This is a genomic window from Achromobacter sp. 46006 (assembly GCF_059761975.1).
Map to the genome: position 1 here is coordinate 101,226 of NZ_JCBANN010000006.1, position 18,825 is coordinate 120,050.

The 18,825-nt window shown below is 66.4% G+C and carries 19 protein-coding genes; 8 read left to right on the forward strand and 11 right to left on the reverse strand.

Translation table 11 applies throughout. The features are described from left to right. The first annotated feature begins 72 nt into the window (after positions 1–72). Positions 73–312, forward strand: coding sequence for a hypothetical protein (locus tag AC6LKG_RS05430; RefSeq protein WP_498163318.1), 240 nt, complete (start codon positions 73–75; stop codon positions 310–312). Positions 313–754: 442 nt separating this feature from the next. Here AC6LKG_RS05430 and AC6LKG_RS05435 read toward each other — a convergent pair whose 3' ends face one another. Together AC6LKG_RS05435 and AC6LKG_RS05440 are read right to left on the reverse strand one after the other, a co-directional pair. Continuing rightward, a complete protein-coding gene (locus AC6LKG_RS05435; RefSeq protein ID WP_498163319.1) occupies positions 755–1,720 on the reverse strand; it encodes a 2-hydroxyacid dehydrogenase in 966 nt (321 codons plus the stop codon). Positions 1,721–1,884: 164 nt separating this feature from the next. Then, the gene (locus AC6LKG_RS05440) at positions 1,885–2,880 is read right to left on the reverse strand and encodes a Bug family tripartite tricarboxylate transporter substrate binding protein (RefSeq protein WP_498163321.1); all 996 of its coding nucleotides are present in this window, start codon (positions 2,878–2,880) and stop codon (positions 1,885–1,887) included. 175 nt (positions 2,881–3,055) lie between these two features. Between AC6LKG_RS05440 and AC6LKG_RS05445 the strand changes: the two genes are divergently transcribed. Beyond that, a complete protein-coding gene (locus AC6LKG_RS05445; RefSeq protein ID WP_498163322.1) occupies positions 3,056–3,946 on the forward strand; it encodes a LysR family transcriptional regulator in 891 nt (296 codons plus the stop codon). A 100-nt stretch (positions 3,947–4,046) separates the two neighbouring features. On the opposite strand, the gene AC6LKG_RS05450 is transcribed toward AC6LKG_RS05445, so the two are convergent. After that, positions 4,047–4,436, reverse strand: a complete 390-nt coding sequence (locus tag AC6LKG_RS05450) for a DCC1-like thiol-disulfide oxidoreductase family protein (protein ID WP_498163323.1) — start codon at positions 4,434–4,436, stop codon at positions 4,047–4,049. A gap of 110 nt (positions 4,437–4,546) precedes the next feature. After that, positions 4,547–5,167, reverse strand: coding sequence for a DUF2239 family protein (locus AC6LKG_RS05455; protein ID WP_498163325.1), 621 nt, complete (start codon positions 5,165–5,167; stop codon positions 4,547–4,549). A 207-nt stretch (positions 5,168–5,374) separates the two neighbouring features. Here AC6LKG_RS05455 and guaB point away from each other — a divergent pair, with 207 nt between their 5' ends. From guaB to AC6LKG_RS05470, 3 genes are all read left to right on the forward strand, one after another. Beyond that, positions 5,375–6,835, forward strand: coding sequence for an IMP dehydrogenase (guaB, locus tag AC6LKG_RS05460; RefSeq protein ID WP_175135329.1), 1,461 nt, complete (start codon positions 5,375–5,377; stop codon positions 6,833–6,835). Positions 6,836–6,955: 120 nt separating this feature from the next. After that, positions 6,956–8,548 (forward strand): glutamine-hydrolyzing GMP synthase, encoded by a 1,593-nt coding sequence (gene guaA / locus AC6LKG_RS05465; protein ID WP_498163326.1) that lies wholly within the window; start codon positions 6,956–6,958, stop codon positions 8,546–8,548. A gap of 329 nt (positions 8,549–8,877) precedes the next feature. Then, positions 8,878–9,360, forward strand: coding sequence for a DUF8051 family protein (locus AC6LKG_RS05470; protein WP_498163328.1), 483 nt, complete (start codon positions 8,878–8,880; stop codon positions 9,358–9,360). A gap of 60 nt (positions 9,361–9,420) precedes the next feature. Here the strand turns inward: AC6LKG_RS05470 and AC6LKG_RS05475 are convergent, their stop codons facing one another. From AC6LKG_RS05475 to msuE, 3 genes are all read right to left on the reverse strand, one after another. Further along, entirely contained in the window at positions 9,421–10,449 is a 1,029-nt protein-coding gene (locus tag AC6LKG_RS05475; protein ID WP_498163330.1) for a methionine synthase, read from the reverse strand. 41 nt (positions 10,450–10,490) lie between these two features. Continuing rightward, positions 10,491–11,474, reverse strand: coding sequence for a DUF1852 domain-containing protein (locus AC6LKG_RS05480; RefSeq protein ID WP_498163332.1), 984 nt, complete (start codon positions 11,472–11,474; stop codon positions 10,491–10,493). A 155-nt stretch (positions 11,475–11,629) separates the two neighbouring features. Continuing rightward, on the reverse strand, positions 11,630–12,211 hold the full coding sequence (gene msuE / locus AC6LKG_RS05485; RefSeq protein ID WP_498163334.1) for an FMN reductase: 582 nt from the start codon (positions 12,209–12,211) through the stop codon (positions 11,630–11,632). A gap of 126 nt (positions 12,212–12,337) precedes the next feature. On the opposite strand from msuE, the gene AC6LKG_RS05490 reads away from it, so the two are divergent. The 3 genes from AC6LKG_RS05490 to AC6LKG_RS05500 all read left to right on the forward strand — a co-directional run bounded on the left by AC6LKG_RS05490 (position 12,338) and on the right by AC6LKG_RS05500 (position 15,432). Continuing rightward, positions 12,338–13,243, forward strand: coding sequence for a LysR family transcriptional regulator (locus tag AC6LKG_RS05490; protein WP_498163336.1), 906 nt, complete (start codon positions 12,338–12,340; stop codon positions 13,241–13,243). 78 nt (positions 13,244–13,321) lie between these two features. Further along, positions 13,322–14,188, forward strand: coding sequence for a methylenetetrahydrofolate reductase (locus AC6LKG_RS05495; RefSeq protein ID WP_498163338.1), 867 nt, complete (start codon positions 13,322–13,324; stop codon positions 14,186–14,188). An 8-nt stretch (positions 14,189–14,196) separates the two neighbouring features. Then, a complete protein-coding gene (locus AC6LKG_RS05500) occupies positions 14,197–15,432 on the forward strand; it encodes a hypothetical protein (RefSeq protein WP_498163339.1) in 1,236 nt (411 codons plus the stop codon). Between the two features lie 21 nt (positions 15,433–15,453). On the opposite strand, the gene AC6LKG_RS05505 is transcribed toward AC6LKG_RS05500, so the two are convergent. Genes AC6LKG_RS05505 through AC6LKG_RS05520 form a run of 4 tightly spaced genes read right to left on the reverse strand, consistent with a single transcriptional unit; the run spans position 15,454 to position 18,825 of the window. Beyond that, positions 15,454–16,302, reverse strand: coding sequence for a F0F1 ATP synthase subunit gamma (locus AC6LKG_RS05505; RefSeq protein WP_498163341.1), 849 nt, complete (start codon positions 16,300–16,302; stop codon positions 15,454–15,456). Then, positions 16,299–17,840: a F0F1 ATP synthase subunit alpha gene (locus AC6LKG_RS05510; protein ID WP_498163342.1), complete on the reverse strand. Its 1,542-nt coding sequence runs from the start codon at positions 17,838–17,840 to the stop codon at positions 16,299–16,301. Before AC6LKG_RS05510 ends, AC6LKG_RS05505 begins: the two co-directional genes overlap by 4 nt. After that, entirely contained in the window at positions 17,821–18,582 is a 762-nt protein-coding gene (locus AC6LKG_RS05515) for a F0F1 ATP synthase subunit B family protein (RefSeq protein ID WP_498163344.1), read from the reverse strand. Before AC6LKG_RS05515 ends, AC6LKG_RS05510 begins: the two co-directional genes overlap by 20 nt. Continuing rightward, positions 18,583–18,825 (reverse strand): F0F1 ATP synthase subunit C, encoded by a 243-nt coding sequence (locus AC6LKG_RS05520; protein WP_175135318.1) that lies wholly within the window; start codon positions 18,823–18,825, stop codon positions 18,583–18,585.

Here is an 18,825-nt window from a genome sequence, read left to right on the forward strand (position 1 = left end):
GGGCGGGCGTTTCGGCGCGGACACGGCGGCCAACGCGCTACCCATGTGCGTCTCCATAGCCAGGGACGACTCGTGGAAAACATCAACGGCTTTCAGATCACGCGCGGCGCGGTGCAAATACAGGACGGCTATCTGCCGGTGATCGAGGCCCATGGGCCGGCGGGCGATGGCCGCACCTTGCGCGGCGCGGTCACCGTCACCGAGTACGGCGTGTTCGACGACCAGGAAGAGGCGGTCAATGCCGGCTGGAACGTGCGGGTGCGGTCGATCGTGGCCGATGGCAATGGCCTGTCGATCCGCATCGACGAATAAGGCGTGGGTTGGCGGGTGATGCCGGCCGATGAGGCGTGTAGGCAGGTGGTTGCCGGCCCGGGGTGGTGATCGCCCGGCGGCGGCGCGGATGCACTATCGCGCAAGCAAAAAAAAATCCGGCCCGAAGGCCGGAAAAAAACATACAACAACAAGCACAAAAGCTCGCCGGCACGAGCCAGTGCGGTGAGAAATTTATCAGATATGCGATATTCTGCCAGGGGTGATGTCCGCACAATGGACAGGAATCGGCCACTCTCCGGGTTTTTCCTGATCCTGGCGCCCGGCTGGTCGCGTCCTGCGCTTGAACCTTCGAGACCTTCCCTTCGCCTTGATCGGCGGGCCGCTGAAGATCCGTGGCGGTGACGCCGCGCCGCCGCGGCCGTTGGCGATGCCGCTGCGCTGAAGGGGCGCCGGCAGGGCCCGGCGCGTCAGCGCCGCGCCCTCACGCAACCGGCGTCAGCGTGGTGCCGTCGCGGAACCAGCCGTCAAGGTTGGCCAGCATCAGGTCCGCCATCGCCCGCCGCGTTTCGTGCGTGCCGCTGGCGATATGCGGCAGCATGACCACGTTATCCATGGTGTTCAGCGCCGCTGGCGTGGCGGGCTCGTGTTCGAACACATCGAGCCCCGCGCCGGCGATGGCGCCGGCCTGCAGCGCGGCCACCAGCGCGGCTTCGTCCACCACGGTGCCGCGCGCGATATTGATCAGCCAGCCGCGCGGCCCCAATGCCCGCAGCACTGTTGCATCGACCAGATGGCGCGTGGCGCCGCCGCCCGGCACCGCCAGCACCAGGAAATCGCACTCGGCCGCCAGCGCCTGGATGGTCGGGCAATAGCGGTAATGCGCGGGCGCATCCGGCCGCGGCTTGCGGTTGGTGTACAGGATGGGCATGTCGAAGGCCTCGGCGCGGCGCGCGATCTGCATGCCGATATTGCCCAGCCCGACAATGCCGCACCGCTTGCCGCTCATGCGCGTGCCCAGCCCGAAGCCCATGTCCGGCCAGCGCCCGGCCCGCACGAAACGATCAGCTTCGGCGATGCGGCGCGAGGCCGCCAGCATCAGCGCCAGCGCGGTGTCGGCCACGCAGGCGTCGAGCACGCCCGGCGTATTGGTGACCCGCACGTCGCGCGCCCGCGCCGCCGCCAGGTCGATGGTGTCGTAGCCGACCCCGAAACTGAACACGCCTTCCAGCGCCGGCAGGGCGTCGATCAGGTCGCGCGACGCGCCAAAGCGGCCGCTGGTGGCGATGCCGCGGATCGCCGGGCCGTGCTCGCGCAACAGCGCGGCCGGGTCAGGGCTTTGCCACCAGCGGTGCACGCGGTAGCGCGATTCCAGGTCGGCGGTCAGCTCGGGCAGCAAGGGGCCGACCATCAACAGGTCGGCGATGGGCGTGGAAGAAGTCGTGGTCATGGAGGTTGTCACGGTTGTCACGGCGATCCGTGGGCGGATCGACAGAAAAAGGCCGGGCGGCGGACCGACCGCGCTGGCGGCCGGCTCGGTGCCCTTGCAAAAGGCGGGACAGGGCGCCGGAGCCGGGAACGAATACGCCGCTCCGCGCCCATGCCCCGGGGGATTCACTGCGTCTGGATGTGGCGTGTCTTGATGATCTCCCCATAACGCGCGCGCTCGCTGGCGGCCAGCGCTTGCAGCGCCTGCGGCGTCGACCCATGCGCCACCGCGCCCTGCGATTCCAGCTTGGCCTTCATCGCCGGATCGGCGGCCACTTCGCGGATCGCGGCCGACAGCTTGTCGATCACCGCCTGCGGCGTGCCCGCGGGCGCCAGCACCGCCGTCCACGAACCGGTCTGCGCGTTCTTGACGCCGGCCTCGTCGATGGTCGGCACGCCGGGCAGGGCGGGCGAACGCGTCGCGCCCGTGACCGCCAGCGCGCGCAGCTTGCCGGCGTTAACGTATGGAATGGTCTCCAGCACCGACGCGAACAGCATGTCGACGCGGCCCGCCATCAGGTCGGTCATGGCCGGACCGCCGCCCTTGTAGGGCACGTGCATCAGGTCGGTGCCGGTGGCCTGCTGGAAGATCTCGCCCGACAGGTGCGGCGCGCCGCCCGTGCCCGAACTGGCAAACGTGTGCTTGCCGGGTTGCGCCCGCGCCAGCGCCACCAGGTCCTTCACGTCCTTGGCGGGCAGGCTGGTCGGCACCACCAGCACGAATGGCAGGTCCGAAAACAGCGACACCGGCGCGAACGCTGTGGCCGGATCGGAATGCAGCTTGTAGATCCACGGATTGATCGCCAGCATGCCCGAGTTGGCGAACAGCAGCGTGTAGCCGTCGGGGTTGGCGCGCGCCACCAGATCGGCGGCGATCTGCCCGCCGGCCCCGGGGCGGTTGTCCACCACCACCGATGACGCCAGTTTGTCGCCCAGCGCCGCCGCCAGCAGGCGCGCCGAAATGTCGGTGCCGCCGCCCGGCGAGAACGGCACGATCAGGTTGATCGGGCGGTCCGGGAACGGCGCGGCCTGCGCCGCGGCGGGCAGGGCGCCACAGGCGGCCAGGGCCAGGGCCGCGGCAAGGAACCGGCGGCGCGGGCGTGCGGAATTGCTTGTCTCCATGGTCTTCTCTTTGTAGTAGTGAGCGGCGCGGGCCGCGGAAAGTCGATGCTGCGATGGCACTCCTTTCGCGGGGCGCAAAGCGCGCGCCCCGGTGCTGCGGCCGAGTATAGGAACGTCGGCCGATGGATGACTATTCGAGCTATAAATAGCATTGATCAATTCAAGGATTGAATCGATGGAATTCCGCCAGCTCGAATGCTTCATCGCCGTGGCCGAGGAACTGCACTTCGGCCGCGCCGCCCAGCGCCTGTGCATGACGCAGCCGCCGCTGTCGCGCCAGATCCAGTTGCTGGAGCAGGACCTGGGCGTGACGCTGTTCGAGCGCAGCAGCCGCCAGGTCGAACTGAGCGCCGCCGGCCGCCGCTTCCTGCGCGACGCGCGCCACCTGCTGGAGTATTCGGCGCGCGCCAGCGCCAGCGCCCGCCGCACCGCCGGCGGCGACGCCGGCCACATCACCCTGGGTTTCACGGCGGTGGCGTCGTACCGGCTGATGCCCTCGCTCATCGTGCGGGCGCGCAAGCGGCTGCCGGGCGTGGAGATCCAGTTGCGTGAAACCGTCAGCACCGACCTGTCGCGCCTGCTGCTGGCGCGCGAACTGGACGCGATCCTGGCGCGCAGCGTGCCGCGGCAGGCGGGCATCGAGGCCCGCCTGATCGAGCGCGAACCGCTGGTGCTGGCGCTACCCGCCGGCTCGCCGCTGTGCGCGTACGAGGTAGTGCCGCTGCGGCTGCTGCAAGGCCAGCCCTTCGTGCTGTATTCGCCGCGCGAAGGCAAATACTTCTATGACCGCATCGTCGGCGCGTTCGGCCTGGCCGACGTGCAGCCCGACTACGTGCAACGCGCCAGCCAGACGCATACGCTGCTGGCGCTGGTGCGGGCAGGGCTGGGCGTGGGCATCGTGCCGGATTCGGCGCGCGAGCTGCGCCTGGAAGGGGTGGAGTTCCGGTCGCTGGGCCAGCGCGACCTGTATGCCGATATGTACCTGGCCTGGCATGCGCAGCACGACAACCCGGCGCTGGCCGCGTTCCTGCGGCAGGTAGCCGAGGTGCTGCCCCCCGCGCCCTGAAGGGGGGCGACAGCCGGGGGCGCGGCCCGGCGTGTCGTTGCCTTCGAGCGGTGGCTTGCATCGGCAGGGTGCGGGTTTCCTGCGTCTGCACCACCCAGCGTCAGGCCGGCATCTTCTTCTTGCCCAGCAGCGCCAGCGTCAGCGCGCGGCCACGCCGCATGAAGGGGTACAGCGCCGCCGACAGGCACGGGCGGCGGAATATGGCGGCGTTGACCTGGTTGAACAGGTCGTTGTCGGAGCTGATCAGCGCCAGCCGGTTGACGCAATCGGCGCCCCAGTAGATATGCCCGTCCAGCCGCAGCAGCATGCCGTCGTTCAGGTCATAGCCGCGGTCGCGGAAGTGCGCCACCAGGTCGGGATGCTGGCGCATGTCGAGCAATTCGACCGGGCCGACCGCCTTGCGCAACTGCACCATCCGCACGTAGTTGGTGCAGAACGGGCAGTCGCCGTCGTACAGCAGGAAGTTGCGGGGAGCGGTATCCGTATCCATGGCGTACAGCTTACCAGCGGCGGACGCCGCTTGCTTGGGGCGGCGGATGCCGGCGACGCGCGATTGGGAACGGTGCCTGACGCCCGCCCAGCGATGGCGCGGCCTGCCGCTCAGGCCTCCTCATCCGCCCACGCCAGCGCCATGGCGTAATCGCGCACGTCCGCCGGCCATGCGGCCACCTGCCGCGTGAAACCGGCGCGATCATCGGCATACAGCGCCCGCGTGGCCTCCTCGAAGCCCGGCAGGTTGCCGCCCATGCTCGACATGAAGTGGTACGCCGCTTCCTGCCGCTGGCGCCGCTGGTCGCGCGCCTCGTTGTCGCGGCGCGCCTGTTCCACCAGCTTGCGCAGCGCCACCGACGCGCCGCCCGGCTGCGCCGCCAGCCAGTCCCAGTGGCGCGGCAGCAGCGTCACCTCGCGCGGCACCACGCCCAGCTTGGGCCGTCCGCGCCCGCGCGGGGCGGCGTCGGCGCTGTCCGCTTCCTCGGCGGGCGCCGGTGCGGCATCGATTGGCGCCTGATAGCGCGCGCGGATGTCGGCGTCGGCGCCGCGCAGGTCCAGGTCGACCTGCTTGCCGGTGTGGTCGTCGAACACTAGGATCGCGCCGCCGCCATGACGGTTGGCGTGCCCGTCCTGGGCCTGCTTGACCGCCAGGGCGACCTCGGCGAGCGCGCCACGCGCCAGCAGGCGGTGGCCTTCGAAAGCGGTATGGGAAAGGAGGGGTTGGGTCATGGCATGAAGGGTTTATTTACCCGGATAAATTTGATGTCTGGCATTGTGCGGGCTGCCAAAGCGCTTGTCAATATAACCCGGATAAAAATAATGCAAGGTCGCAACGCCTATTGAAAAAAGTCGCAAAAATTCCCGTTCTACCTAGGGTCAACACCTAGTCAAAACACGCCAGCGGCGTATAATCTTGCTTTGCGCCCGGAGTTACCCATGCGTCTCGTTCACAAAGCGCTCACCTTCGACGATGTGTTGTTGGTGCCTGCGTATTCCGAGGTGTTGCCGCGCGACACCTCCCTGGCCACGCGCCTCACCCGCAATATCTCCCTGAACATCCCCCTTGTGTCCGCCGCCATGGACACCGTCACCGAATCCCGCCTGGCCATCGCCATGGCCCAGGAAGGTGGCATCGGGATCATCCACAAGAATCTGTCCGCCGACGCCCAGGCCCGTGAAGTCGCCCGCGTCAAGCGCCACGAATTCGGCATCGTGATCGATCCGGTCACCGTCACCCCCCAGATGAAAGTGCGCGACGCCATTGCGTTGCAGCGCCAGCATGGCATCTCGGGCCTGCCGGTGGTGGAAGGGCGCAAGCTGGTCGGCATCGTCACCAACCGCGACCTGCGCTTCGAAGAGAACCTGGACCAGCCCCTGCGCAACATCATGACGCCGCAGGAACGCCTGGTCACCATGAAGGAAGGCGCCACGCTGGACGAGGCGCAGGCCCTGATGCACAAGCATCGCCTGGAACGCGTGCTCATCGTCAACGACGGTTTCGAGCTGCGCGGCCTGGCCACCGTCAAGGACATCGTCAAGAACACCGAGCACCCGCTGGCCAGCAAGGACGCCCAGGGCCAGTTGCGCGTCGGCGCCGCGGTCGGCGTCGGTGGCAACACCGAAGAGCGCGTTGAAAAGCTGGTCGCCGCCGGCGTCGACGTGCTGATCGTCGACACCGCACACGGCCACTCCAAGGGCGTGCTGGAAGGCGTGCGCTGGGTCAAGCAGAACTACCCCAAGGTCGAAGTCATCGGCGGCAACATCGCCACCGCCGCCGCCGCGCGCGCGCTGGTCGAGCACGGCGCCGACGGCGTCAAGGTCGGCATCGGCCCCGGCTCGATCTGCACCACCCGTATCGTCGCCGGCGTCGGCGTGCCGCAGATCCACGCGATCTCCGAAGTCGCCAAGGCGCTGGAAGGCACGGGCGTGCCGCTGATCGCCGACGGCGGCATCCGCTACTCGGGCGACGTCGCCAAGGCCCTGGCCGCCGGCGCGTTCTCCTGCATGATGGGCGGCATGTTCGCCGGCACCGAAGAAGCGCCGGGCGAAGTGGTGCTGTTCCAGGGCCGTTCGTACAAGTCGTACCGCGGCATGGGCAGCCTGGGCGCCATGACGGAAGGCTCGGCCGACCGCTACTTCCAGGACCCGGCCAACAACGCCGACAAGCTGGTCCCCGAAGGCATCGAAGGCCGCGTCCCCTACAAGGGCAGCGTGCTGGCCATCATCTACCAACTGGTCGGCGGCATCCGCGCCTCCATGGGCTACTGCGGCGCCGCCACCATCGACGACATGCGCACCAAGGCCGAATTCGTGGAAATCACCTCCGCCGGTGTCCGCGAATCCCACGTGCACGACGTACAGATCACCAAGGAAGCGCCCAACTACCGCGCCGACTGATCCCCGTACAGTCAACTACAATGTCATGCATCACGCACCGGCAGAACCGCAAAATCAGTCAGCGGGTCTGCCGGTGCGGTTTTATTTACAGCGATTTCATTCCTTACCGGTAGAGTCTCCATGCACCAGCGCATCCTCATTCTCGACTACGGTTCGCAAGTCACCCAACTGATCGCCCGTCGCGTGCGCGAAGCCGGCGTCTACTCCGAAGTGCACCCGGGCGACGTCGACGATGCCTTCATCCGCGACCAGATGGCGCAGGGCCTGAAGGGCATCATCCTGTCGGGCAGCCACGCATCGGCCTACGAAGAAGGCTCCATGCGCGTGCCGCACGCCGTGTTCGAGCTGGGCGTGCCCGTGCTGGGCATCTGTTATGGCATGCAGTCCATGGCGCAACAGTTGGGCGGCGTGGTCAGCTTCTCCGACCACCGCGAATTCGGCTACGCCGAAGTCCGCGCCCACGGCCACACCAAGCTGCTGGAAGGCCTGGCAGACTTCACCACGGACGAAGGCCACGGCATGCTCAAGGTCTGGATGAGCCACGGTGACAAGGTCACCGAGCTGCCGCCGGGCTTCAAGCTGATGGCCTCCACGCCGTCCTGCCCCATCGCCGGCATGGCCGACGAAGAACGCCGCTTCTACGCCGTGCAGTTCCATCCCGAAGTCACGCACACCGTGCAAGGCAAGGCCATGCTGGCCCGCTTCGTCAACGAGATCTGCGAATGCCAGGGCGACTGGAACATGCCCGACTACGTCGCCGAAGCCGTCGCCCGCATCCGCGAGCAGGTTGGCGAAGACGAAGTCATCCTCGGCCTGTCCGGCGGCGTCGACTCGTCGGTGGCCGCGGCCCTGATCCACAAGGCCATCGGCGATCAATTGACGTGCGTGTTCGTCGACCACGGCCTGTTGCGCCTGGACGAAGGCAAGCAGGTCATGCAAACCTTCGCCGAGAACATGGGCGTCAAGATCATCCACGTCGACGCCACCGCCCAGTTCATGGGCAAGCTGTCCGGCGTGGCCGACCCCGAAGCCAAGCGCAAGATCATCGGCCGCGAATTCGTCGAAGTGTTCCAGGAACAAGCCGGCAAGCAGAAGAGCGCCAAGTGGCTGGCCCAGGGCACCATCTACCCCGACGTCATCGAATCGGCCGGCGCCAAGACCGGCAAGGCCACCTCGATCAAGTCGCACCACAACGTCGGCGGCCTGCCGGATACGCTGAACCTGAAGCTGCTGGAACCCCTGCGCGAACTGTTCAAGGACGAAGTCCGCGAACTGGGCGTGGCCCTGGGCCTGCCGCCGCAGATGGTCTACCGCCATCCGTTCCCGGGCCCGGGCCTGGGCGTGCGCATCCTGGGCGAAGTCAAGCATGAATACGCCGAGCTGCTGCGCCGCGCGGATGCGATCTTCATCGAAGAGTTGCGCAACACCAAGGACGAGGCCAGCGGCCTGACCTGGTACGAGCTGACCTCGCAAGCCTTTGCCGTGTTCCTGCCGGTGAAATCGGTGGGGGTGATGGGGGATGGGCGCACCTACGAATATGTCGTGGCGCTGCGGGCTGTGCAGACGTTTGACTTCATGACGGCGGATTGGGCGCCGCTGCCGCATCCGTTGCTGGCTCGGGTTTCCTCGCGGATTATTAATGAGGTGCGGGGGATTAACCGGGTGGTGTATGACGTGTCGAGCAAGCCGCCTGCGACGATTGAGTGGGAGTGATCCCGCTTCGCTTCTCGAGCGGCAAATGAAAAAGGCGCTTCGGCGCCTTTTTCATTTACGGCATATGTCGACCGCAGGAAGGTCTACGGCCTCGGGCATGCCCTTCAGCAGGTCCTCTGAAAGACACATGTCCAGGTACAGAACGGACTCAGCCTTCGAAAAGCACCGTGACGACTTTCTGCCCATCCTATCTGGAAGATTCGTCGAAAAATACAATAGCTATTGCAAGCTTTGATCAATTCATGGCGGGGGGGCGTCCATCCGGCGCGTGCCTTGGCGCATTCGATGACGCCTCTTTCGCCTTTTGCATATCCTGGATAGACACGCGCATGACTCTGGCCCGCACCCTTGCAGCCCTGCTTTTTCTGAGCGCCGTTAATCTTGCCCTGATGATTCCGGGCGGTTTGGTCGAAACCCGCAGCTTTCCGGGCTATGGCGTCGCGACGCTCGGCGCTTTCAATGTTTTTCTAACCGTGCTCGGCCTGGGCAGCCTGGTCCTGGCATATCGTGTTTTCCGATCGCAGCATGCGGGGGCGATGCCGGCGCTGGCCGGCGTTGCATACGTTGCGGTCTATGGCCTGGATCTGACGCGTATTTTTCCGGTGTCGGCAGTGCCGATGCCTGCCACGCTGGCCACCATGGAGGGGATTGGAGCCGTGCTGGGTCTGGCCACCATCGCGGCCGCGGTGCGGCTGGCATTTGTGCAGCGGGGCAATGTGGCGGACCGATCGGGGTTGCCGCGCGGGCTGCTGATCGCAATGGGCGTCGCGGCTTTGGCGATCGTGATCTTTGCGACGCTGTCGGCGATGTGAGTGTGGGGCGGGAGGCCGTTGTCCCGGCTCCGCCCCGTTCTTGATCGCGTCAGTCCGACATCAGCCCAACAATTCCTTCCGGACGATCTCCGCGCCTTCGCTCAGCGCCAGCAGCTTGCCGTGCGCGATGGCGCGCGACAGCGGCGCCATGCCGCAGTTGGTGCAGGGATAGAGCTTGTCGGCGTCGACGAACTTCAGCGCCTTGCGCAGCGTTTCGGCGACTTCCTGCGGCGTTTCCACTTTGTCGCTGGCCACGTCGATCGCGCCGACCATCACCTTCTTGCCGCGGATCAGTTCGAGCAGGTCGATCGGCACGTGCGAGTTATGGCATTCCAGCGAGATGATGTCGATCTTGGACTGCTGCAGCTTGGGGAAGGATTCCTCGTACTGGCGCCACTCCGAGCCCAGCGTCTTCTTCCAGTCGGTGTTGGCCTTGATGCCGTAGCCATAACAGATGTGCACGGCGGTTTCGCACTTCAGGCCTTCGATGGCGCGTTCCAGGGTGGCGATGCCCCAGTCGTTCACTTCGTCGAAGAAGACGTTGAAGGCCGGCTCATCGAACTGGATGATGTCGACGCCCGCGGCCTCCAGTTCCCTGGCTTCCTGGTTGAGGATGGTGGCGAACTCCCAGGCCAGTTTTTCGCGGCTCTTGTAGTGGGCGTCGTACAGCGTGTCGATCATCGTCATCGGGCCGGGCAGGGCCCATTTGATGGGCTGCCTGGTCTGCTGGCGCAGGAACTTGGCGTCTTCGACGAAGACCGGCTTCTGGCGGCTGACGGCGCCCACCACCGTCGGCACGCTGGCATCGTAGCGGTCGCGGATGCGGACAGTTTCGCGCTTCTCGAAATCGACGCCGTCCAGGTGTTCGATGAAGGTGGTGACGAAGTGCTGGCGGGTCTGTTCGCCATCGCTGACGATGTCGATGCCGGCGTGCTGTTGTTCGTGCAGCGCCAGGCGCAGGGCGTCCTGTTTGCCCTCGGCCAGCTCCTGGTCCTGCAGTTTCCAGGGTGACCAGAGCTTTTCGGGCTGGGCCAGCCAGGACGGCTTGGGCAGGCTGCCGGCGGTCGAAGTGGGCAGGAGTTTTTTCATGTTAGGCGGTTCCGAGTGTATGGGGTGTCTGGTGCGGGTGATTAGTGCGCGTAGTTGGCGGCCCAGCGATCGAGCACGTGCTTGTACGGCTTGATGAAGTGTTCTTCCGTGAACTTGCCCTGCTTGACGGCCAGTTGGCTGCGTTCTTCGCGGTCGTAGACGATCTGGGTCAACGAGTAGTCCTGGTTCTTCAGGCTCGGTTGATAGAGCTTGCCGGCGGCGGAATTGGCGTTGTAGATCTCGGGGCGGTAGATCTTCTGGAACGTTTCCATCGTGCTGATGATGCTGATCAGCTCGAGGTTGGTGTAGTGGCCCAGCAGGTCGCCCTGGAAGTAGAAGGCCAGGGGCGCGGCGCTGCCCGGCGGCATGAAGTAGCGCACCTGCAGGCCCATTTTCTCGAAGTACTGGTCGGTCGACGAGAATTCGTTCTGCCTGTATTCGATGCCCAGGATGGGGTGCCGGTTTTCGGTCTGGTGGTAGGTCTTGCTGCTGGAGGCGCTGATGCAGATGACGGGCGGCTTGCTGAACCGTTCCTGGTAGGCGCGGGAGTTCACGAAGTGCTTGAACAGCTTGCCGTGCAGATCGCCGAAGTCGTCCGGCGTGGTGAACGTGGCTTTATTGTTGTTGTGCTCGGGCAGCAGCACGCTGAAATCGTAGTCGCGCACGTAGGACGAGAAATTGTTCCCGACGATGCCGTCGATGCGCTCGTTGTTGGCCTTGTCGATGATGTTGGTTTTCAGGATCTCGATCAGCGGAAAGACGTCGCCGCCGCTGGCGGCGCCGATGTGCATTTCGGCGGTGATGATCTCGAGTTCGACGGCGTAGCGGTCGCCCGTGGGGTTGTCCCAGTGCGCCAGGTTGTTGAAGCGCTTGTCGATCATGCGCAGGGTATTGCGCAGGTTCTCCTGGCGGCTCGCGCCGCGGGCCAGGTTGGCGAAGTTGGTGGTGATGCGCGTGTTGTCGGCGGGTTGGTAGTTTTCATCAAAAGAAAGGCTTTTGATGCTGAAGGTGAAATCGTTGCTCATGATGGTGGGGTGTGCGGATTCTGCGAAAAAGTCTGCGGGAAATGAAAGCCGGCGCCAGGCATGGAAGTGCCGTTGCGGAGCACCCGGCGGCGGGGAGGTTGCTGTGGCGGACGCGGCCGCTCGGTCCGCGTGGCGAGGCTTTGCCTTGGGGGGCCTCAGGCTGCGATGGCTTCCCCGGTGGCGATGGCGCCGGGGCGGCGCATCAAGTCGATCAGGGGCAGGGCCCGCTCGATCGCCAGCCGGGCCCGCTCGATCAGGGCCTCGTCGCGCAGCCGGTAGTCGGTGAAATCCTTGTCGGTGGCGTAGACGCCCAGCGGCAGGGTGCGGGCCTGGAAGAAGCTGAACAGGGGCCGCAATTGGTGGTCGATCATCAGGGCATGGCGCTCGCTGCCGCCGGTGGCAGCCAGCAGCACGGGCTTGTCGATCAGGGCGTCCTGGCCGATGAAGTCGAAGAAATGCTTGAACAGGCCCGTGTACGATCCGCGAAAGACCGGCGTGGCCACCACTAGCACGTCGGCCCGCTCGACCGCGTCCAGCTCGCGCTCGACGGTGTCGGGCAGATGGGTGCGCCAGGTGGCGCCGGCCAGTTGCGGCGCGAGCTGGCCCAGTTCGACCAGGCGCTGCACGCAGGGGACGTCGTCGGCGACCAGGTCCATCAGGTGTTGCGCCAGGGCGGCGGATTTGGAGGGGCGTTGCAGTCCGCCGGAAACGGCTACGAGACGGAGTGGACGAGTCATTTTTGCTTCATGGGAATTGATTTACGCGATGCCGCGCCGCCAGACGACGGAAGCGCATACTAGTGGCAGGGGGGTGATGAAGTAAAATGGTTTTATTTCACGAATCCATGAGCGGAAATCATCTGAATGCTTGAGCGCATCCATCTCAGCATCGTCCAGCAGGTCGAAAAGCAGGGCTCTTTGACGGCCGCCGCTGGCGTGCTGAGCCTGACCCAGTCGGCCCTGAGCCACAGCATGAAGAAGCTCGAGCAGCAGTTGGGCACCGACGTCTGGCTGCGCGAAGGCCGCAGCCTGCGCCTGACGCAGGCCGGCCAATACCTGCTGGCGGTGGCCAACCGCGTGCTGCCGCAACTGGATCTGGCCGAAGAGCGGCTGGGCCAGTTCGCGCAGGGCGAGCGCGGCGCGCTGCGCATCGGCATGGAATGCCACCCTTGCTACCAGTGGCTGCTGAAAGTGGTTTCGCCTTATCTGGCCGCGTGGCCCGACGTGGATGTGGACGTCAAGCAGAAGTTCCAGTTCGGCGGCATCGGCGCGTTGTTCGGTTACGAGATCGACCTGCTGGTCACGCCGGACCCGCTGTTCAAGCCGGGCCTGAAGTTCGAGCCGGTGTTCGACTACGAGCAGGTGCTGGTGGTGGCCAAGGGCCATCCCCTGGCGTCGGCGGCCCATGTGAAGCCGCAGCAACTGACCCAGGAAGTGCTGATCAGCTATCCGGTGGATATCGAGCGCCTGGACATCTACAACCAGTTCCTGTTGCCCGCTGGCGTCACGCCCAGGCGCCACAAGGCCATCGAAACCACCGACATCATGGTGCAGATGGTGGCCAGCGGGCGCGGCGTGGCCGCTTTGCCGCGCTGGCTGGTCGAGGAGTACGCGGCCCGGATGGATGTGGTGCCGGTGCGGCTGGGCGCGCGCGGCATCGCCAAGCAGATCTTCCTGGGCGCGCGCGAGGCCGACACCGCGATCGACTACGTGCGGGCCTTCATCGACCTGGCCCGCCAGCCGGCCGCCGTGGCCGCCATTGCGCAATAAGTCTCCCCCCTGTCGTACGCAATCCGCTGGCCGGGCCGGTTGCGGGGTTCCTCATCGATGTCCTTGATTCATTCCCGCATGCTCCCGTCTCCCGGCAACATCACCGACGCCTGTTCGTTGGAGGTCGGCGCGAAGGACATTGCCGCGCTGGGCGCGGCGGCGTCGCGGCTGCCGCCCGGATCGACCCTTGCCATTCCCTACCTGCCGGGCCAGGACGACGAGGCGCGACTGGCCGCGGCGCGGGCCGTGCGTGGGCTGGGCTTCGAGCCCATGCCGCACCTTTCCGCGCGCCGTATCGCTTCGCTTGCCGAATTGGAGGCGTTCGTACGGCGCGCGGTTGCCGAAGCCGGCGTCGAGCGCTGTTTCGTGATCGCCGGAGACCCGTCGACGCCGAAAGGGCCGTTTGCCGACAGCGCCTCGCTGATCGAGACCGGCGTCTTCGAGCGCGCCGGCATCAAGGGGGTCGGCGTGGGCGGCCACCCGCAGGGCCACCCGGTCATGAGCGCGGCCGAGTGCTGGGAAGTGCTTGAACGCAAGTGCCAAGGCATTGCCATGCGCGGCATGGCGCCCTTGATCATCACGCAGTTCGGATTCGACGCCGACATCGTGCTGGCGTGGTTGCAAGCGCTGCGCGAGCGCGGCATCGATCATCCCGTGCGCGTCGGCGTGCCAGGCCCCGCGGGAATAGCGGTGCTGGCGCGCTATGCCGCCTTGTGCGGCGTCGGCGCCTGCGCTTCGATGTGGTCCAAGTACGGCATTTCGCTCGGCAAGCTGTTCGGCACGGCGGGGCCGGATGCGTTTGTGGATCGCCTGGCCGCGGGGTTGACGCAGGCGCATGGCGAGGTGAGCCTGCATGTCTTTCCGTTTGGAGGCATCGCGCAGTCGGCGGCATGGATCGAGCAATACCGCGCTCGGGACCCGGTGGGCATTGCGTTACCATCTTAGATCTCGCCATGTCCCCCTTTTACGCCAAAGCCGCTCGTACGCGGGGGCGAAGGGCAAGGCAGGCGTCCCTCACGCTGAATGAATCGAGAAGACGGAGAAACCGAATGCACGTAAAGGCGCTTGCACTGTGTTTGATGACGGGATTCGCGGCCACGGCCGCTGCCCAGGACAGTACCCAAACCCTGCAACAAGCCTTCAAGCAGATCCCCCAGCTTGTGCTGACGGCTCCGGATGCGATGCAGGTCGTCTTCATCGACGTCCAGGCCTGGCGTGGCCTGGAGCCAGCCGGACCGTCCGCCGACGGCATGCGCCGGCTGGCCATGGCGTCGTGGATCAGCCCGCTCGAAGCCATCGGCTATGGCCTGGAGCAATGGTCGACGAATGCAAAGGTGCCGTTCGACGAGCTTTCCTATTTCGCCGCGTTCGGCCGCGCGCCCGCCAATATCACGTATTGGGGGCTGAAGGACCCGCAAGCCGTGGGCCGGTTCGTCGACCGTCTCAAGCTGGCCGATTTTGCCGCGGTCGATGCCGGCGGCGTTGCCGGTGTGCTGGCCAACGGCGAGGCCCACAAGCAGGATCTGAAAAAGTCCAATCCACGCGATCCGTGGCGCGGCATGATGGGCAAGACCAGCTTCGTGATGCCGCTGGGTGCGGCGCTGATCCAGGCGCCGGCCCCCGATGGCATGAAGCTCCTGTCGCAACCCACGCCGTCGGTGGCCGACAGCGAGGTCGTCGCCGCGTCGATGGCGGGGTTGAAGCAGGCGGTGCCCGCGGACCGTGGCCGCATTGTGCAAGCGGCCCTTGTCTCGCCGGTCCTGGGCTTGTCGGCGGTCGACCCGGCGAAGGTCCTGCTGTCGCCGCGCGCGGATGCCGACACGGCCAAGCATAACTTCGAGGCGGCGGCCGCTTCCAGCGCGCGCGGTATTCCGCCTTACTTCGGCGGCTTGCTCGCGGACGTCCAGCTCGACCAGGCGCCAGCCGTGGTGATTTCTCTGTCGTACGCGGATTGCGCCACGGCCAGCCGGGCGGTGGATGGCATCGATGCGGCTTGGAAACAGAGCATGGCCGGCGCGGTGCAAGCCAAGTTCTCCGGGCGTACCGTCGAGGCCGGCAAGCTGTGCGCGGCGGTGGTCAGCCTGGTGTCGCCCACGGCCGAAAATGCCGGCAATCCAATCCTGTCGCAGGTGATGAGTCGCTATATGCGGCGCGAATTCACATTGCTGCAGATTGGCGCGGCGCGCTGACCGAGGTCGCGCCAGGCGGTTCTACAGAGGGCGTTTTGCCAGCGCCTCGGCGCCGGTGATCAGATCCAGCAGTTCGGACGTGATTTCGGTTTGGCGCGCTTGCTGCGCGTCCTTTTGCAAGCCGGCAAGCTTTTTCTCCAGATTGTCGTGCGCGGATTCCATGGCCGCGAAGCGGGCGGCGTTTTCGCTGGCGATGGACTCCACCGCGGCCTCCATGAGCCGCGCGAAGACCTGTTCGGCGATCAGCTTTTCCAGCAGGGGGCGCGGCGCCAGGTTATGCATGGGCGCCTGAGGCATGGGGTTGGCCGCGTGCCGGGAGGTATCGAGCGGAAGCAGCGCATGGCGTTCGATCGTGGTCGCGGCGCCTTGCCGATAGCGGCCGAACATGACGTCGACGCGCGCGACCTCGCCGCGGGCGATGCGGCCGTAAAGCTCGTTGGTCAGGCGGCTGACGGCGTCGGGAGCGCCGGTCAGGCGTGTCGCCATCGGTATGGTCCAGGCGACTTCGCGGCCGCGCTCGAAGGCGAGCGCGGCGCCGCGGCTGCCCAGCACGAACAGCAGGTCGGTGGGTTCGAGCGCGGCTGCGCCGGCCTCCAGCAGATGCTCGTTGAAGCCGCCAACGAAGCCATGTTCGGACGTGCACAGGATGAGCACGCGGCGCCCGCGGCCCGTTGCCGCGGCGCTGACCGGCATGAGCAGGAGCACGCCGCCGATGGCGTCGGCCATGGAATCGGCGTAGCGGCGAATGCCGGCAAGCGCGCGCTGGGATTCCTGCACGCGCACGCCGGCCAGCGAGCGCATCGCGCCCATGATGTCGCGCAATTCGCCCATGGCGGCCAGGTGGCGCTGGATTTGCGCGAGGCGTGTCACGCTGGGCTCTCTGGCGCGCTGACGGCGCCGACCGTTTGCGCCAGTTCGACGAGGCTCGCCGTCAGGCGCGCGCGCAGGGCGTCGGGCAGCGGCTTCGCGTCGTCGCCGAGAGCGAGGATTTCGGGGCATTGGTCCTTGAGCCACCCGGCAAGGGCGGCGCGAAAGGCGCCGATGCGATCCAGGGGCACGGGGTCGAGAACGCCATCGGCGACGGCGCACAGCAGCGCGACTTGTTCCCCCAGCGACAAGGGCGCGAACTGCTGCTGCGCCAGGACGGCGCGGATGCGCCGTCCATGTTCGATCAGCTTGCGGGTGCGCGCGTCGACCATGGTCCCGAAGCGCGTGAACACTTCCAATTCCAGGAATTGCGCATACTCGAGCCGCAGGCTTTCCGCAAGGACCTTGAGCACCGGCGCCTGGGCCTTGCCGCCCACGCGCGATACGCTCTTGCCGACATCGACGGCCGGCTTCTGGTTTTCATAGAAGAGGCGCGGGTCGAGATAGACTTGCCCGTCCGTGATCGAGATCAGGTTGGTGGGGATGAAGGCGCTGAGGTTGCCGGCCTGGGTTTCGGCGATGGGCAAGGCCGTGAGCGAGCCGCCGCCGCGTTCGGGCGCCAGTTTCGCCGCGCGCTCCAGCAGTCGCGAGTGCACATAGAAGATGTCCCCCGGATAGGCTTCCCGTCCGGGCGGACGGCGCAGCAGTAGCGAGACCTGACGGTAGCAGGCGGCATGTTTGGTCAGGTCATCGAGAACGAGCAGCACGTCGCGACCGCGCATCATGAAGTACTCCGCCATGGCGCAGGCGGAGTAGGGCGCGAGCCACTGCAGGCCGGGCGCGGCATCGGCCTCGCCGATGACAAAGATGCAGCGTTGCGGCGCGCCATGCGTGCGGATCGCGTCGATGGCGCGCGCGACCGATGAGGATTTCTGACCGATCGCTGCGTAGACGCAAATGGTGTCGCTGGATTTCTGGTTGATGATGGCGTCGATCGCGATGGCGGTCTTGCCGGTTTCGCGGTCGCCGATAATGAGTTCGCGTTGACCCCGGCCGAGCGGAATCATCGCATCGATGACCAGCAGCCCGGTGGCCAGCGGCTTGGCCACCAGCGCCCGGTCGACGATGATAGGCGCGGCCTGCTCCACCGGCGCGAGTTGCGTGGCGCCGGGCGCACCCTTGCCGTCGAGGGGCGCGCCGAGCGCGTCGACCACGCGGCCAAGCAAGCCTTCGCCGACCGGAACGCGCGCCACTTCGCCGGTGCTGAAAACCATGCTGCCGGCGGCAATGCCCTCGCTGCCGCCGAGCAGGACACAGCCGATCACCTCGTCGCCGAGGTCGACGGCAAGCCCGCGCACGCCGCCTTGAAAGATCAGCAACTCATCCAGGCGCGCTTGCGGCAGCCCCGCGACCATCGCGACGCCATCGCCAACCTGCACAACGCGACCGATATGCTCGAGCCGCGGCGCCATCGGCAGCGCGGTCAGGACCTGCCGGCGCTGTTGGGCCCAGCCCCTGAGTTCATCCACCAGGCGGGTCATCGGCAATTGCCTCGGTTCGCGCGGCCAGGAGCACGCTTTGCCAGGAGAAGCGCAGGATCGCGGTTGGAAAGTGCAGTTCGGCTCCTGCGATCAAGGCCGGATCGACTTCGAATGTCATGTCGGCCGACAGGCCGAGCGCTTGCTGCAGGCGGGTCTTCCATTGTGCGGCGGCGGCCGCGGGCAACGCGCAGGCGGTGACGATCTTCAGGTCAGCGTCGCCGGCGACCTGGCGGGCCAGGGCTTCGCGTTCGGCGGCAGGCAGGGTCTTCAGATGCGCTTCGATGTGTTCGATCCAGGCTTGGGCGCGGTATTGCGCCGGCATTTCGGCGAGCAATTTCTGGGCAAAGTCGGCGCCAAGATCGAGCGCGATCCGACGTGCCTCGTTCAAGGCCTCGGCGCGCTCGGACGCCAATGCCTCGCGCGTGGTGGAGATCAGCGCCTGCGCGTCGCGTTCGGCCTGCGTGCGGCGCGTTTCGGCCAGTTCCTGCGCCTGTTTCGCCGCGGCCTTGAGCGCCGCCTCGCGCTCGGCGGCGATGCCGGCGCGCTCGGCTTCGATGGCGGCCAGTTGGGCTTGGGCTTTCGCTTCGAGTTCGCGCGCGGCATCGAATTGCCGGCTCGCCTGGGCCTTGCGCGCGTCGATCAGCGAGAGCACCGGCTTGTACAGAAACCGGTGCAGCAACCAGACCAGGATGCCAAAGTTGATGGTCTGTAGAGCGATGGTCCACCAGTCGAGCGGCATCATTCAATGGGTGTATGGGTTGGCGAAGAGCAGCAAGAGCGCCACGACGAGACAGTAGATGGCCATTGTCTCGATCATGGCCAGGCCGACGAACAGCGTGCGCGAGATCGTTCCGGCGGCCTCGGGCTGGCGCGCGATGGCGTCCATGGCGGCCGCCACCGAGCGGCCCTCGGCCAACGCCGGTCCGATCGATCCGATCGAGACCGCGATGACCGCGCCGATGATGGATATGAGCTTGGGGTCCAT

Coding starts and splice junctions, on each gene's coding strand:
- AC6LKG_RS05435 (WP_498163319.1), bottom strand. CDS start 1,720: ATGACCACGACTTCTTCCACGCCCATCGCCGACCTGTTGATGGTCGGC.
- AC6LKG_RS05440 (WP_498163321.1), bottom strand. CDS start 2,880: ATGGAGACAAGCAATTCCGCACGCCCGCGCCGCCGGTTCCTTGCCGCG.
- AC6LKG_RS05445 (WP_498163322.1), top strand. CDS start 3,056: ATGGAATTCCGCCAGCTCGAATGCTTCATCGCCGTGGCCGAGGAACTG.
- AC6LKG_RS05450 (WP_498163323.1), bottom strand. CDS start 4,436: ATGGATACGGATACCGCTCCCCGCAACTTCCTGCTGTACGACGGCGAC.
- AC6LKG_RS05455 (WP_498163325.1), bottom strand. CDS start 5,167: ATGACCCAACCCCTCCTTTCCCATACCGCTTTCGAAGGCCACCGCCTG.
- guaB (WP_175135329.1), top strand. CDS start 5,375: ATGCGTCTCGTTCACAAAGCGCTCACCTTCGACGATGTGTTGTTGGTG.
- guaA (WP_498163326.1), top strand. CDS start 6,956: ATGCACCAGCGCATCCTCATTCTCGACTACGGTTCGCAAGTCACCCAA.
- AC6LKG_RS05470 (WP_498163328.1), top strand. CDS start 8,878: ATGACTCTGGCCCGCACCCTTGCAGCCCTGCTTTTTCTGAGCGCCGTT.
- AC6LKG_RS05475 (WP_498163330.1), bottom strand. CDS start 10,449: ATGAAAAAACTCCTGCCCACTTCGACCGCCGGCAGCCTGCCCAAGCCG.
- AC6LKG_RS05480 (WP_498163332.1), bottom strand. CDS start 11,474: ATGAGCAACGATTTCACCTTCAGCATCAAAAGCCTTTCTTTTGATGAA.
- msuE (WP_498163334.1), bottom strand. CDS start 12,211: ATGACTCGTCCACTCCGTCTCGTAGCCGTTTCCGGCGGACTGCAACGC.
- AC6LKG_RS05490 (WP_498163336.1), top strand. CDS start 12,338: ATGCTTGAGCGCATCCATCTCAGCATCGTCCAGCAGGTCGAAAAGCAG.
- AC6LKG_RS05495 (WP_498163338.1), top strand. CDS start 13,322: ATGCTCCCGTCTCCCGGCAACATCACCGACGCCTGTTCGTTGGAGGTC.
- AC6LKG_RS05500 (WP_498163339.1), top strand. CDS start 14,197: ATGTCCCCCTTTTACGCCAAAGCCGCTCGTACGCGGGGGCGAAGGGCA.
- AC6LKG_RS05510 (WP_498163342.1), bottom strand. CDS start 17,840: ATGACCCGCCTGGTGGATGAACTCAGGGGCTGGGCCCAACAGCGCCGG.
- AC6LKG_RS05515 (WP_498163344.1), bottom strand. CDS start 18,582: ATGATGCCGCTCGACTGGTGGACCATCGCTCTACAGACCATCAACTTT.
- AC6LKG_RS05520 (WP_175135318.1), bottom strand. CDS start 18,825: ATGGACCCCAAGCTCATATCCATCATCGGCGCGGTCATCGCGGTCTCG.